This is a genomic window from Methylomonas sp. LWB, assembly GCF_001856095.1.
GTDB lineage: Bacteria > Pseudomonadota > Gammaproteobacteria > Methylococcales > Methylomonadaceae > Methylomonas > Methylomonas koyamae_A.
This window is the reverse complement of the sequence record NZ_MKMC01000008.1, coordinates 106,258-121,351: the sequence shown is the minus strand read 5'-3', so window position 1 is coordinate 121,351 and position 15,094 is coordinate 106,258. Positions and strand designations below refer to the sequence as shown.

The window sequence follows — 15,094 nt, the reverse complement described above, 5'->3', positions numbered from 1 at the left end:
TAGGTAATAGGTGCGCTTGATCTCGAACGGAACATGGCGCCCCGCCTCGATAAAGGTCAAGTTGCCGCGGGCATCCGGGATGCGGGGTAATTCGATGATTTTGCAATCGTTAATCGACATTTTCTTCTCCGGTTAATGGGATCTCGAAGAACTCATGTACGGTTCCTCCTCCGCCAAATTCCGTTTTGAATTTATAAAGTCCCTCATTCAGCACTTTGCCGGCCTGCTCGTTGCAGATACCAAAGTCGAGCCAACGCTTTCCGTCGCTGACGGCCTTGGTAATGCAGAAGTCGAACACCGCGTCCAGTGCGGAAAATTGATAGCCGATGTCATTCGCGGCGATATATTGAGTATGAATACAGGTCGCGGTGATAAACAATAAAACGCCGGCGACGACTTGGTCTTGGTGGGTGCCGCAAACGATTTGAATTTGATCGGGAAAACGCTCGGCGAGCATCGTGATTTCGCTCAAGCTATGAACCGGCCCGGTGCCATGTTTTCGCGCCAAATTCTCGGTTAATACCTGCCAAAATTCGCCCAGTAGGGCCATGTCACCGGATAGGCCTATCTGGTTTTTCCGCGCTTTATTCAAACTGCGCCGCCGCCGTTCGCTGATTCGCCCGCGCGGCGTCGTCAGGTCAATCGAGCTCGAGAGATCGCAGCGGTAGCGGCGCGCGTTGAGTCGGAACAGCGCGTATAGATCGTCTTGCGCCGGTTGGCGGTGATAAAAGGCCGGTACCGCCTTGTACAACAGACGTTGTCTGCCTTGGCTTCGATAATACCGGCAACAGGTCCGCAGGGCTTCTATCATCCGCTCCCCACGTAGTTGGCCCTGCTGCACGATGCCCCCGTAAGTCGCGCCGGGATGGCTGACCACGCAAGCTTCGTCGTCCGGTTGCAACGCGGCCGGCAACAGGCCCAGCCAGCCGTGTTCGTCGTAGATGATCAGCGATTGGTCGACGAAACGACTACCGTGATAGGATAAAAACCGCCGGGTATGCAGTAGCGTGGATTGCAGCGAATCGTCGCAAAAGCTATCCCAATCCTCGGCGTCCGCTTCGCCGTAAGCACGCACTTGTAACGTCATTCCCGCTCCAGCCGCGCGCAGGCAAAGCCATCGCGTCCAAAGTGGTTGCCGTTATAAAACACGTAGAGCTGCTCGCCAATCTGGATAGGCGCCGCGTACATAATCGCATCCGAATCGAATTCGCCGGGCGAAACGTCCAGGTTCAGATGCGCATCCATGCGCCGCCAATGTATCCCGTCCGCCGACTCCGCATAACCTAATCGGTAGGCGGCGAAAGACCGTCGGCGCACCGAGTAAAATAGCCGAAATCCGCCGCCCGGTTTTCCGATCACGCAGGGACGGCCGAAGCCGTGCTCGTCGGCTTCCTCGACACGAAGCTGCACCTGGCCGTGGCTGGGGAAATGCACGCCGTCCTTGGATTCGACATAACGCAAATCGTAAACCGGCATGCTTTTGCCGTTCAATTCTATCCAGTCGCTACCCGCCACGTACCACAACCGGACGACGCCTTGATCGAGCAAGGCCCAGGGGCCACCCCGAATATGCCGCTCTTGGTCGGAGCGCTCCAACACCGGAACGCTGGAATGGCGATGGAAAGTTTCGCCGCCGTCGTCGCTGATGGCCAGCCCGGTTAACAGGCGGTAGCGGATTTTGGTACCCAATTCGAAACCGGCGTAATACAGAAACAGGCGTCGGCCACCCATCGGTAGCACCGAGCACGTCAGCAAACCGTTCTCATCGAAGCTTCCTGGGGCGCCGAGGTCTAGTAGCGGACGTTCGGAGACTCGCAATACTCGGGTGGGATCGTTGGCATCCACATCGACGAAACCCGGTCTACCCAAACCGTTGGCGTCGCAAAAAGTCACGAAAACCCGGATCACCTCGGGCGATATTTGCAACGGGGTTGGTACCATCGCATGGCTGCTGGCCCAATCCTGGTCGCCGGGAGGCGCATAAACGATGCCGAGTTTTCGCCAGTGCATCGTCATGCTTTAACCTTGAAAAAACGTAGCGAGCTGACGCGTGACGGAGAAGGCATCTCCGCTCCGTACAAAGCGCCGTCTTCGGTGTTTTGCGTTAGCACGATACCCGGCCCGATCCAGTTGTCCTTGCCTATCGTCAAATTGTTCGCGAGCGTGGAGTTCACGCCTAAAAAGCTGTTTTCACCAATGTGGCAGAAACCGGAGATGACGACGTGAGAGGAGATAAAACAATGATCGCCGAGCGAGGAATGATGGCCGATATGGTTGCCGCTCCATAAAATAACGTCGTTACCGATGCTGACAAAAGGTTGCACGGTATTGTCTTCGAAAATAAAACAATGCTCGCCGATCCGGGCATTGGGCCAAACGAACGCGCGAGTACTGATGTAAGACGCCAATCGATATCCGTTGGCTTTTGCTTGCTGCGTCAGACGAGCGCGCAGACGGTTTAGCTGGGTATAGGTGACCGCCACGAATACATCGTGATCGGCTGGCGAAAAATGCTCAGTCATGGATTCGAACGGCACCAGTGGCAAACCGTTCTTGGTGTCTCCCGTTAAAAAGGCGCTTTCCACCGCAAAGCCGACCACGTTATATGGGCTATCGGCTTCGAAATATTCTTGGGCGATGTCGGCGAATCCGGATGCGCCGACAATAATCAGTTTTCGTTGTTTCATGGCGGTATTCATCTCGGCAAATTAAGGTCTTTTGATCAAAATGTCTTCGCGGCGATTGGCCATGGGTAAATCCGCCGCCTGAGGTATCACCCAGCCGTGAAAACCTTGGGCTCGAACTCGCGCTAGTATTGCCAGAACCACCGAATCGTCCATCGCGCCGGGATCCAAAGTATTGAACGTCACCGTGGGCGTTTCGTCCTTTCCGACATAGGCTTTATGGCAAGCGATACCGGCACTGCTCGAGAAAAAACGCTTGCGCATGGTTGAATTGGGAATATCGCCTAACAGTATTTCTCCGCCTTCCGATAATAGCGATAAGGATAGGTCAACAAAATTCCACAAATTGCCTTCGAGGAAAATATATTGGATGACGCTATAACAGATGATGACATCGATGCGCCCGGTATATTGCGTAAATAAAGCCGGTAAATTCGGATAGCAGCCGGGGTATTTAACCGTATTTGGAGCATCCGGCAGCAAATCCAGCATTTCCTGGCTATCGGCCAGCAATAGCCGATGGTCTTGGTCCGCGCACAGTTTTTCCAGAAGCACTGGCAGTTGACTGCAGCCCGGACCGATCTCCAATACTGTTTTGCCGCGCTGCCGCAGATTGAGCAGCTTGTTGCATACGTCGGAAAAAATCAGCGGTTCCTTGCCTTCGCGGTAACTGTCCGGAAAGCCGACTTTCTCGTGTCGGCTTAATTGGTCGGATTTCGCCAATTCGCGGAATTTATCGAAATTCAAGTTTTCAAACAGATTATTGTCCGACATGGCTATCCTGAAAAATAAAGCAAACCGCCGGGAAAATCATTGCCGGAATCCCGAATAAAGCAAGCTATAGGCTATTTCCGGACGGTAGGGATTTAATGATGGAATATCCGGGCTGCCCATCGGTGCGCCGCCTTGCGCCAATTGCGAAACGAATAGGCTTTCGCTATGGTAGCGTTCGAAATACGCTCGGCTCTGCCGAGACTGATCCCGCCAGAAAGATTCGTCCATGCGTTGAATGATGTCGTCCAATTTGTCCAGAGAATCCCAGGTGGGTGCCCCCGGATAAATTAAGTCGGTGCTGCCCCATAGCCGGTCGCGCGCATTTTGGTGAGCCACTATCGGAATTCCCGCCGCCATCGCGTCGATAATCGCCTTGCCGCCCGACAACGGTAATGTTGGGAGATAAATATCGACTTCCAGTTGAGTCAATATCTCCGGTAGATTCGGCGCGGGGCCTAAGTAAATAAATCTTGAATCGGCTAACCCATTCCGACTCAGTGTATTGTAAATATTCTGTAAATACTCGTCGTTCAAATGGCCGATATGAAAATGAATGGCGTCGTGGTTTAACAATACATGCAGAATGACTTCCAGGTAATCGAGATGATAAGGTAGGTTTTTGAGTTTATGCAATCCGCCGCAAGAAGCAGTTTTCAGTCGGGGGGATGCAAAATTCCTTTGAGCGTTTAGATGATAGGCAAAGCCCGCGGAACTCAGGCATAAATAACGGTTTTGCAGAATGTCGAATTCATTTCTGCAGCGTAAAAAGCCGACATTATGCAAATCGATATGGTGCGCACCCTCCAAGTAACAACCTAAGGCTGGATAATGGTCGCAGTGGTGCATAAAAAGCACTGTTTTATCGGTATCCGAAGCGATTGCCGCCGTGGCTAGCGCGTCGTAACCGTGAGTAAGCATGTAAACGGAATTGGTGTGAGGGTTGGCTAGCGTGGTCTGCACCGTGCGCAATTTATCCAGAAAACTTTGGTTGTCGGCATTAATGAACCCAATTAGATTGGACTCGTCCAAGATAGTCGCCATCACGGGCTTCTTGCGGTTATTAATATTACTGGCAACTAGTAATATTGGCAGTTGGCTTGTCCGTATAATATCGCGAACTATTTCCAGATGCCCGCCTAGGCAGTACAGTTCGGTAACCAATATTATATGATGAGGCTTGTTGGGTAGTTCCTCGGCTTTGGCTAGCAGCTCGAAAGCTGACAAGCGGCCGACATCTTGACACATTTGGTCGAATTTCGAAGAGACCAAGTGTAGGCCTTGCATTGGTTGAGAGCTTCCTAGTTCGATGAAAAACTGGGTCATCGATTGCAGAAACTGTTCGAGATCGTTTTTTATTATTGCCGCCTGCTGTGACCGGATAAACTGTTGAATATCCTCAACCATTGATCATTCCTGCTGTTCTGAAAATTGGAAAGTTATTGTCGCGGATGGGTGGATATATTATCCGGAAATCAAACTCGCCGGGAATACCGGAGAGTATCCCAATTCTAAAATCCACGGCATGAGTAGTTGATTAATCGTCAGTGCCTCGTCTTTCGAGTAACTAATGCTATGACCGCGCGCATCCCGAGATTTTTCGTAGGTTGAAATGGTTTCGGCGACCGATGCGATTGCCGGAGAGGGAAACGGTTCAAGATCCAGCTGATTCGCCAATTGATTCAGCGTGCCGCCGAGCGTTTCCGGGTTCGCTAAATCTTCCAGTCTGACCTCGATAAATCGGGGGGATTTAAGCAACTCTCTCCGTTTAAGCACTAGCGCGGCAATCATGTTCTCGAAGCGTATCGCAGCTCTGGAAACTTCGGTGGATATCCAGCCCTTTTCCATCAGGCTCCACATAATCATGCGCGGGTCTCGAATCAGGTGGACAAAATAACAATCCGGATAAAGCTCTCGCAGAAACTCCAATCGCCAAAAGTTTGCCGGCGTTTTTTCCACCCAGCCAGCCTTATCGGAAATGGTGGTGGCATAGTCGAAAGTATAGGCAATAAAATGCCGCATCGCGTTGAGTACCGGTTCTCTTTGCGGATAAAAGTTTCGGCATAACACCATTTCCAGCAAACAATCGACGGCTCCTTCGTAGTGCTCGAAAATATCCGATGAAAACCTTGCTTGAGCGGTAAAACTCTCCGAGGGTTCGACGCCAGTTACTAGATTACGCATCAAATGTTCAAAGCGTTTAACAGCCATGGGCGTGCCCGCGGTCGAAAAATCATCGGTAATCGCCTGTATTAGGTCGTAAAAACCGTCGTTTTCGACTAGAAATTTGGTTTCAATCGGTACGGCATAGAGGGCGCCATGTCGATACATCGCATTTAGTGTAATGGTAGTGCCCGAGCGACCCATGCCGCCAATAAAAACACGTTTCATTTGGTAGTTTAAATGGAATTAGTTGTAAAGCCGGTAAATGATAGATCGGAATTAATGCGATCAACTCAGTATTGTCGGCTGCTTGGGTTGACGTTTTTCACGTCTTTCAGTCGAGCTTGCGGAGTTGGTTAAATTATTTATATGGTTTCTTAGATCGCTGATATTCACGATCATGTCGTCATGCACGCCTAATTCGTGGGAGCCGTCCAGTCTAAAGCATTCAAAGAAGACCAGTTTTAATTTCGCTATTTGGGCCATTTCGGCAAGATAGAAATAGTTGCTGTTCTTGTAACCATTCACCAAGACCACGACTATCGTTCCAGGGCGGCAAAATACCAGATTCGCTTGAGCGGCCCCTGCTTCCGAGACAATAATTTTAGCATTAGAAAATACGCGGATTTGTTCTTCGAACGAAGCGCGGCCAGGGTCGAAATCCCAAAAACCCTCGCGGATAAGCATTTCACGGCAGAGTTCGCGGTTCACTAAACGGCGAAATTCGACGTTAGTGCGAGTAATTAATATCCGCTCATATTTAGCAATGCCTTGCATGGCATGATCGGCCGCGAGTTCCTTTAATAACTCGACGGCTGTGGGCGAAATTAAAATGTCACTTTTTTTAGGTAGCTGCAGGGTGCGAACCGTATTGATCGATAGGTCCGATACCCAATGGAGTTTTCCAACCTTCACCGAGGCATTGCGCGCAACCTTGATGACTATGGCGTCGTTTCCTAAAATTAGACGGATGACGGCTTCCTGAAGTTTGCCAATTTTTTCATCGATTAAAAAAGTAGCATTACAAGCGAGTCCATTCTTTCTGGCTAATAAGTATCGAGGTAGAACCTCAATTATCCAATGGAAGTAATTGTGACCATGATCGTGCATGAGCGAAAACGCTTCGGGTACATACAAGTCCGTGTAAGTATATTTTACCGCGCAAACATTATTGACGGCATGAAGTATGTAATGACATTTGATTTCGGAAGTGTTGTCGGTAGTATCGTCAAGATGGTCGTAAAGTAAATCGTGGCTATTCGCGATGATCATGGCGCTACCGCCAATTAGCACCACGTTTTCCAATATACCGTAATACGGTGTCGGTAGCGGGTGAATTTCAACTTCGCCAATGGTGTTAGGCCGATTCAGAAAATGCGGGTCTGGGACCGAAATGCTGGATGCCGCGGAAAGCTTTTTAACAAACCAGCGGCGATTTTGAGCAAATTGAACTATTTTGTGTATTTTTCCAACGACGTATACACCTTCGCGCCAGTTATTCAGGTGCGGCATGGGTAAGAAATAGTTGAAAAAATAGTTATAGCAAAGCGCGGATGCTCCAAAATATCCGCAGGCGGAGAAGGCAATTGCTAGAGCCAACCAATAATTGTTGCGATAGGTTTTCGGTACAAGGCCTTTTTTACTGGCTTCGTCGAACAGGGCTTGCAATAGCGCGGGGCCGTTTTTAACCTCGAAACGCAGTTGCCGGTCGAGCGAGTTGTCGCATGCAATATTGAACCTCGACAAGATATTCCAAGTGAGGGTTTCGCTATCCACGTTGTCGTTGAAATTGAACGGCAAACGATTTTCGCGGATGCCGTTCAATATGAAGTGTCGGAAATGGTTTTGCGTTACATCGGGGTATTGCTTTTTGTAGAATTCCTCGTCAAAGCCCAAAATGTCCCGAAGGCTCGTTTGCGACGACAGTAATCGCGCTTGCTGTTCTTGAGCTGTTTGAGTATTTATCGACCAAGGGAAACGGCCTTCGTACATGCCTTGGGTAAGAAAGTGGATCAGAGGATCGGTTTTCGTATTGGCGACATCGGGGAACTTCTCTAAATAAGCTTTTTTATCGAATACCAATAATTTCTCAATGACCGCTAACTCTTCATCGGTGTATGCGCTTATGTCAAAAAAATTTTTATACATGGTATTGGATGGGGTTTATCGAATACTAATTCTTGAGTTAGGCTTTTTTATTGTTTAAATGACTTTGTCGCCAAGCAAGAACCGAGTCGGCGGTTTCCCAGCGGTAGCCTAATAAGCCCGCGAGAAAAGGGTCGTCTTTGAAGCGGCCGTTCATCATCCGCGAGAAATTAATTTGCTGTTGAATAATGGGCAGGGTGTAGAGATTGTTAATGGCTCTTCTAACATTAGGCGATACGTTAACCCCGGCGCGGTGGTAAGCGAGCGCGTCGAATATTACGGCATCGCCTGGGTCCGCTATGATTTGAATTTCATGCTTTTTAGCGTACTCGTCCGAAGGAAAAGGCTCATGGAGATGGGAGCCGGGCAGGAAAAACGTGCCGCCGGTCGTCGCGTTAAATGGATCGATACAGAATAGCGATTGCAACGCAATCGGACGAGAAATCGTAAAGTGTTGATATTGCAGTTCGCGATGCCAAGCAGTTTGATAAAGAGTATCGTCGGGTGGGTTTAATATACCGACTTGGGAGGAAAGGCTAATATTGTTGCCTAGCGCCTTTTTAATCACCGGTAAGATTTTTTCATTACAGGCAATTTTATGCAGAAAAAAATCGTCGTAGGCCAGCATGGAGCGCACGATATACCGATCTTTTAGAGCAATCAGATTGTCTAGCCCGAATTCGTCGACTTGCTGCTGATAGATTTCGTCCAGCTTTTGCCGGGTATAATCGACTTCTTCTACCGTTAGAGCGGATTTTATTACCGAGAAGCCGTTTCTAGAGACTTCTTCCAAGTGCATTTCGATATCGGTCTCGTTTTTATGGCGTTCGTATACGCCGTGAACGGCCAAATTGAGTTTTTCTGCTTCGGCTCTCATTATATTGTCCTCGATTAATGGGGATTCAAGTTCTTCGGAAACAAACGGTTGTGCTTGCTTCCAAGTTTAAGTCCGCTCTAGAGTTGAGTTGGTGGTGCGATAATCCACGATAGATTCAAGCGCTTTTAAATTGACGCCATGATTTTGGTGGTCCACTTGTGCAAACATTGCTCAAGATCATACTGAGTCACTATAGTTTTTCTGGCGGCTTTGGAAAGCGAGTTGGCTTTTCGTTTGGGTAGGCTTAACGCTTCGACCACTCGGTTGACCAAGCCCTCTTGATCAAAGAAATCGAACAACAAGCCGTTTTTGCCATCCTGAATCAGTTCTCTTACCGGTGCGGTATCGGAGGCAACGATGATGGGGCCCGTCGCCATGACTTCCAGCAGCGACCACGACAATAAAAACGGATAGGTTAAGTACGCATGTACTTTCGAGAGTTGTAAAACGTTACGGTAATCCGCCTTGGCGAGGCGGCCGAGGATGTGAACCCGGTTCGGGTCCAAGTGGGAACCGACTTCCCGCATCAGCATGGCCAGCCAGGAGTCGTGGCCGTGGGGACCGGGACCGTAGCCGCCGGTTTCACTACCTATGATGATGACGTGCGCGTCGGGTCGACGCTTCAATAGTTCCGGGAGGGCACGCATAAAGACATGAAATCCGCGCGTGGGCTCAAGATAGCGGGCGACAAACGTGATGATCTCGTCTTGTCCGCCAAGCGTTATGCCCTTGTTTGGAATCGTCAGGGTTCGAGTGGCATCTGGGCTAAAGTAGTTCGTGTCGATACCCTCATGAATCACGTCGATTTTGGATTGAGCCCAAGCGGGGTAGGTGCTCCGCTGCCAATGGGTCGGAGAAATCCCGGCATCGATGTCGTGCAGCGCGTGCAGATTGACGGTATTTTTCAAGCGCAACTTAGCGAGCTTTTCGACATCGTCGGTTTTGAATTCGGAATCGAAATTAAAGTCCTGGCCGGTCGCCGCGTAAAAATATTCTAAATAGCCCAGGTATTTTGCGTCCGGCCATATGTCGCGTAATAACAGCGCCTCGCCCCAGCCGGGATGCACCATCACGACATCGGGTTGGAATCCTTGGCTTTTTAGCAGATCGGCGGCCTTGGCGGTGGCTTCCGCTCGCAGAATTTTGGCTTCCCATTCGCTCATCAGCGGGTGAATATCCGGGTTGCTACTGCGAGACGGAGTGTATGCGATAGTACTGATGTTGGCGATTTCGACATTCGGCGCTTGCCGTATCGCCATGACTTGATTTTTTGTGTCCTTGGCTAAATGCGTGGCGATTTGCAGGAATTGGGCTGGAAAATTTTGATGAATAAATAGGATTTTCATAGGAAAGGACAGTTGGGGCTAGCGATGCCGGCGAGTTCGAGGTGGAAATGCCAAGCCATCATGCGAATAGCGGTCCAAGTTAAGATTGTTATTATAGTAGGGGTCGAAAAACAGTCGGTTCGCCCAGCGTCCGCGCAATGCCGATTTTTCCTTCTCCAGTCGGGCGCGTTTTTCCGGCGTATCGTCCCGTCCTCGACTGGCCGATTCCGCATGCCATAATCTGGCTTCAGGCGTCCAGACGATTTTTTTGCCCGAGTCTCCAAGCCGCAAACAAAAATCCACGTCATTGAACGCTACAGGAAACGCCTGGGCATCCAGGCCGCCCAATGCCAAATAATCCGATTTTCGGCAGATTAAACAGGCGGCGGTAACCGCGCTAACTTCGCGGATTAACTGATTATAGCCGAAATATCCCAAATCGGATTCGTCCCACAAGTTGCCGATATGGCCGGCTAAACCGTGTAATCCCAGCAAAACGCCGCCATGTTGGACCATGCCGTTGGGCCATAACAACTTTGCGCCGACCGCGCCGATGTCCGGCCTTAGCAACTGGGTAACCATGTTTTTTAACCAGTCAGCATGGATCGCCTCGATATCGTCGTTGATTAAGCCGATTATTTCGCCTGTTGCTAGGGTAACCGCATGGTTATTAATCGCTGAGTAATTGAAGCGATGTGGGTAGGGAATGATGCGAATGCCGGCTTTTTTAAGTTGGGATAAATACTTGAGGGTTGCTTTGTCTTGCGAGTCGTTGTCGACGACGATGATTTCCAGATAGGGGTAGTCGGTTTTCTTTAAGCTCTCGATACATTTTTCCAGCAGGATTCGATGATCTCGCGTCGGAATGATTAGGCTGACCGTCGGCCAGATTTCCGGTTGCCGCCAGCGCATTACTCTGAACGCGTTGTCGGCGATCCGGGTTTCGATGCGGCTGCCTGGCGCGATTGCGGGCAGGCACTCGGCGACCGCCTCGTCCAATGCTGGGGAGAGACTGGCTTGATGACGGTGGTATAACACTTCCGGCAGGTGTTTGATCGCCGACGCGGTTCGCTCCCGTTCGGGAAGCGCGCGGACGGCCAGCCACGGCCAGCACTCAGGGTGTTCCAGCCACACCGAGTCCTGCGGCAGTAGCCCGCTTCGCACCGCGAATAGATGCTGAAGTAGGTCTTGGCTCAGGAACAAATTCAGGTCCCAGTCCGGCTTGAACCAGGGTTCGATGGTCGGCGGCTGACGATGCAGCAGGCAATCGCTGTAGGCTATCCGAACCGCCGGATCGGCGAACGTGCTGCCGATTTGGGCTAGCGCCGATTCCGGCAAAGTGTCGCCCGCCTCGATAAAGCTCAACAAGCCGTCGTGTTGGCTTAATTTATGTCTGATGGCTTCGGGCCACGCTCGGCTATCGACCACGGTCAGGCGGGAATCGGCGAAGTTGCCTTGGCCCTGTGCCAATACCTCGAAACCCTGCCAGCTTTGCGAAGCCAAGCTATCCAAGGTTTTTTGCAAATCACCGTCGCCGAACACCACGATCAATAAGTCTTGTTGGCAGTCGAGCGGAGTCTGGATCGCTTCAGGCGGATAGCATGCGGCCCAATCCGGATACGCCGAAAAATCCACCGACATCGGCAAATAATCTCGGTATTTTAAGAACTGTTTCGCGAGCAGGCGCCGTTGATCAGGCAACAACACGCGGTCCGCCTCGACGAGTTGCTCCAGCAATAGCGGGGCCGTGGCCACCGTGAGTGGGCTGCCAGGCAGGTTTTGGCCTTGTTCGCTCAATACCCGGACTTCGTGGCTGTCGCCGTCGGCATAGGCAAACGGCAAGGTGTAACTAAAACCGTGCCGGCCGTTGCCTAAACCCATCTCGATCAAATCCGTGCGCCGCCGGTCGGCGTGGATTTCCCCGATCAATTTATCGTCCACGAAAACACTCAGGCGTACCGCTTGATCCGGTCTGGCGGAATTCCAGGCCCAGCCGGTGAGTTTCAATCCTCGTGTATTAGCGACGCTGCCGAGCAGTGTCGAGGTCGGTCGAGTTTGGGTTCGGTTCAGATAAATAGTGCCGTTCAGCCAGAATTCGCTATTGGCGACTTTGGCGCGTAAGCGACTAATGCCGCGCAATTTCGAGACCGGTAATGCGACGCGAAAGCCGTAGCAACCATCCCCGATGGTCTGCGATTGCGGCAGCCAAAAATGAGCGTGGATTAGCGCCAACGGATAGTCGTCGCCATGGATTTCGACGACGACGCGTTCCTGTAACCGCGTGGCGTCGCAGACCCAGCCCGACAAATAGCCGTCGCTGAAATCGGTTAATTCGCCTTGGAAACTCATGTCGGGTCGTTCATGGAGAAATAGCTGGATGGGCGGAGAGTATGGCGTTCAGCCAATTTTCGACCGTCGCGTCGGGAGCCAACGGTATGTCGCCAGCCGTTGGGTCCAGTAAATCGGCATAAGTCCCGATGGCGGGCGCGGCGATCGGCAGACCGCAGGTTTTTGCCAGCCGCCACGCTATGGGTTCGATTTGCGGCCAGCGGCTGGCGTCGAGTATTAACGAGCATCGATGCAGCGCGAGCATCCTCGGAATTTCCTGGTAAGCGAGCGCGCCGACCGCCCACGCCCGGCCGGTTGCCAGTAGCGCGCCGTCATTCACGCTTTCGCCGAATACGATCAATTCCGCATTCAGCCGCCGAGCCGCCAGCAATCGGGACATCTTCAAAAGCGCTTCGAAATCGTCGCCACCGGGCGCGGCCTGTATGACGGCGATGCGCAGGTGCCGGTCCCGAGGTAACGGAGGGGTGTTTTCGGCGGCGTCGCGATCGCTTGCCCAGTTTGGGGCTCGGTAGCGAAACCGAACTTCCGGAAAACGCCGCCGAAAACGGTTTAACCCGTCCCTCGACGCCAAATAAACGCCGCTGGCGTTTGCCAGCAATTGCCGCGAACCCTGGCGCAAATCCGCTGGACTATTCAGGTCGGGCAGTCGGCTGCCGTAACGATCGATACATTCGACGCAAGCGGTGATATTCGGAGGATCGCCGCAAAACGCCGCGTTCGGTCGAGTCAGCGTGATGCGGGGACAATACGCGGCATAATCGCTTAAAAAGATCCGGTAGGGAATAGCGAGTTCGATCAGCCCCGGCCCTATTTGAAAAGGCCAATCGGCCAAATCGTAAATATCGATGCGGGCGAGGTTCAGCCGGGACAGGTCTTGCCACAGTGGCTGCTCGTCATCCGGCCAGCGGTAGTGCAACGACAGCGGCGTTTCGGTTCGAGTGCTTTGCAAGGAGAGGGACAGTGCGCCGTCCGCCGCGCGCGACGCCTGCAGGGTAAACGTGGCGGTTTGGCTTAGGCCTTGCGCCAACCATTCTCCTCGCAAATCGCCGGGCTGGGTGGTGGGCAATAGCGCCAATTCCGCGCGTTTGCCGAGCAGCATCGATAAAAATTGCCGCTGCAAGGCTAGCCGTATCGGCCGCAACGGATCTTCCGATAGGAAGCGGTCGTATTGATCCGAATGGTCCGGGTATCTGGCGTAGATCTTGGCGACATTCTTGGCCGCCAGATCGGCTTTTTCAGTCCCGAAAGACACGCTACCGGAGTGACCGACGAACACTCGCGGCGTGCAAACGTTACGCCAACCCCGCCGTTCGGCGCGTAGGCAAAACTCGGTGTCTTCCCCGTAACCGCGTTCGATCATGCGGCTATCGAATCCGCCGGCCTCGGTCAAACATTGGCGTTTGATGTATAAACAAAAACCGACGCCAACCGGAATATCCACAATGCTGTCGGCGGGCAGTTCGGCGCAGAGACGATCCAAACGTTGCAAGACCGCCGGCTTGGGCAAGGCCCAAGCGCGCATCGGCGTCGGGTAGCTGACCAGTTCGCCGTTGTTGCTGAATGGCGTGACAGTGCCGATATCGTTGGCCAGATATGCGGCGTCGCGCAAGCGGTCCAGCCAATCGCCGTGTACCACGGTGTCGGCGTTGAGTAGTATCGCATCGCGATGCGGGCCGAGCCGTAGGCCGCGATCGACGGATTGGACGAAGCCGGCGTTGACGGCTTGTTTTACTAGTGTGATACGGCCTTGGTCCGCCAGTTTGCGCAAATAAGATGCCAACAAAGGATCGGGGCTTGCGTCGTCGACGACAATCAAGCGGTAGGCGGTGCGATTGGCGGCGGTTAAAACCGACTTCAGACAAGCCTTGGTTTCCGCGTAACCTTTATAGACCGGTACGATCACATCTACGGCGCCGTCTTGCTTTGCTATTGTCAAAGCGGCATCGCCGCTGGACGCGACATCGGACGCGCCGCTGAAAACCAGCGGCGACCCGGCCAGATCTTTATTCGCCAAATGGACCCGGATGTGCCGGGGGCGATAGGGGAGTTTAAAGGAAAATCCGTCGCGCTCGCCGCCCAAGCCGTTCCGGTTTAACAGTGGGGTCGCCAGAAACGGTTTCAGCGTGTAATCGATGCCGTCGAGAACCACGCTGAGCGGCGGTTGCCGCTCGGCGTTCAACAGCCAACCGCTGAGGGTTTCGCCGTCGAAGCGGCAAGCGCCGATCGGTGCATCCCCGAATCGGGTCAGAATCCGCGCCGCCCGTAATACATCCACCGGTTGATCGTGTCTGGCCAAGGCCGCCCAGGCCAGCTGCCGCGAAGCGGGGTTGGGCGGCTGGGGATGCGCTTCCAGCAGTTCCAGCAAATATGCGATCAACGTGTCGTTATCCGGAAACCGTCTTCTCGCGTTGAACAATAATTCCACCGCGGCATTGGGTTGTCGGCAGTGCTCGAGCGCCTTGGCTTGCAAAAGCGTCAAATCGACCGACTTAAGTTGATAGACGCGCGTTACTCTGTCGATCAGTCGCCACGCGTAATAGGGATGATCGCGGCGTAACAATCGGGCGGCGGTATCGACAAAATCGAGGGTATGCGACGGTTCGCCGCCGACGGTTCGGTCGCGGTCATCGAGGCCTATCGCTTCGGCGGAAAGCAGGGGCAGTGGGGTTAATCTCGTCAAAACAGGCCGGGACTTTGTTGGGGGCAAGGCCGACGCAACCCGACCTGCGCCAATATCGGCAAAAAATTCGTCAGGCAAAAAAAAGGTGCCGAATGTTCGG

At 52.5% G+C, this 15,094-nt stretch carries 12 protein-coding genes; all 12 read right to left on the bottom strand.

All coding sequences use genetic code 11. The annotated features are described in order from the left end of the window. The coding region (locus BJL95_RS25995; RefSeq protein ID WP_175463646.1) for a WxcM-like domain-containing protein at nucleotides 1–120 on the bottom strand (120 nt) is incomplete at its 3' end. Continuing rightward, nucleotides 110–1,087 (bottom strand): GNAT family N-acetyltransferase, encoded by a 978-nt coding sequence (locus BJL95_RS04530; RefSeq protein ID WP_071155833.1) that lies wholly within the window; start codon nucleotides 1,085–1,087, stop codon nucleotides 110–112. The genes BJL95_RS04530 and BJL95_RS25995, both read right to left, overlap by 11 nt. Then, nucleotides 1,084–2,016, bottom strand: a complete 933-nt coding sequence (locus BJL95_RS04525; protein ID WP_217631662.1) for a hypothetical protein — start codon at nucleotides 2,014–2,016, stop codon at nucleotides 1,084–1,086. The genes BJL95_RS04530 and BJL95_RS04525 overlap by 4 nt, the downstream gene beginning before the upstream one ends. Continuing rightward, complete coding sequence (locus BJL95_RS04520) at nucleotides 2,013–2,687, bottom strand: acetyltransferase (protein ID WP_071155849.1); 675 nt, start codon at nucleotides 2,685–2,687, stop codon at nucleotides 2,013–2,015. The genes BJL95_RS04525 and BJL95_RS04520 overlap by 4 nt, the downstream gene beginning before the upstream one ends. 21 nt (nucleotides 2,688–2,708) lie before the next feature. Next, nucleotides 2,709–3,458, bottom strand: a complete 750-nt coding sequence (locus BJL95_RS04515; RefSeq protein ID WP_071155829.1) for an SAM-dependent methyltransferase — start codon at nucleotides 3,456–3,458, stop codon at nucleotides 2,709–2,711. A 36-nt stretch (nucleotides 3,459–3,494) separates the two neighbouring features. Further along, entirely contained in the window at nucleotides 3,495–4,862 is a 1,368-nt protein-coding gene (locus tag BJL95_RS04510) for a glycosyltransferase family 4 protein (RefSeq protein ID WP_071155827.1), read from the bottom strand. A 57-nt stretch (nucleotides 4,863–4,919) separates the two neighbouring features. Next, a complete protein-coding gene (locus BJL95_RS04505; protein WP_083385639.1) occupies nucleotides 4,920–5,846 on the bottom strand; it encodes a sulfotransferase in 927 nt (308 codons plus the stop codon). A 60-nt stretch (nucleotides 5,847–5,906) separates the two neighbouring features. Continuing rightward, nucleotides 5,907–7,766 (bottom strand): DUF563 domain-containing protein, encoded by a 1,860-nt coding sequence (locus BJL95_RS04500; RefSeq protein WP_071155823.1) that lies wholly within the window; start codon nucleotides 7,764–7,766, stop codon nucleotides 5,907–5,909. Between the two features lie 37 nt (nucleotides 7,767–7,803). Continuing rightward, entirely contained in the window at nucleotides 7,804–8,562 is a 759-nt protein-coding gene (locus BJL95_RS04495) for a phytanoyl-CoA dioxygenase family protein (RefSeq protein ID WP_168032843.1), read from the bottom strand. Nucleotides 8,563–8,765: 203 nt separating this feature from the next. After that, complete coding sequence (locus tag BJL95_RS04490; RefSeq protein ID WP_071155821.1) at nucleotides 8,766–9,986, bottom strand: glycosyltransferase; 1,221 nt, start codon at nucleotides 9,984–9,986, stop codon at nucleotides 8,766–8,768. An 18-nt stretch (nucleotides 9,987–10,004) separates the two neighbouring features. Continuing rightward, nucleotides 10,005–12,314, bottom strand: a complete 2,310-nt coding sequence (locus BJL95_RS04485; protein ID WP_071155819.1) for a glycosyltransferase — start codon at nucleotides 12,312–12,314, stop codon at nucleotides 10,005–10,007. A 10-nt stretch (nucleotides 12,315–12,324) separates the two neighbouring features. Continuing rightward, nucleotides 12,325–14,994, bottom strand: coding sequence for a glycosyltransferase family 2 protein (locus tag BJL95_RS04480; protein ID WP_071155817.1), 2,670 nt, complete (start codon nucleotides 14,992–14,994; stop codon nucleotides 12,325–12,327). Between the last annotated feature and the right edge of the window lie 100 nt (nucleotides 14,995–15,094).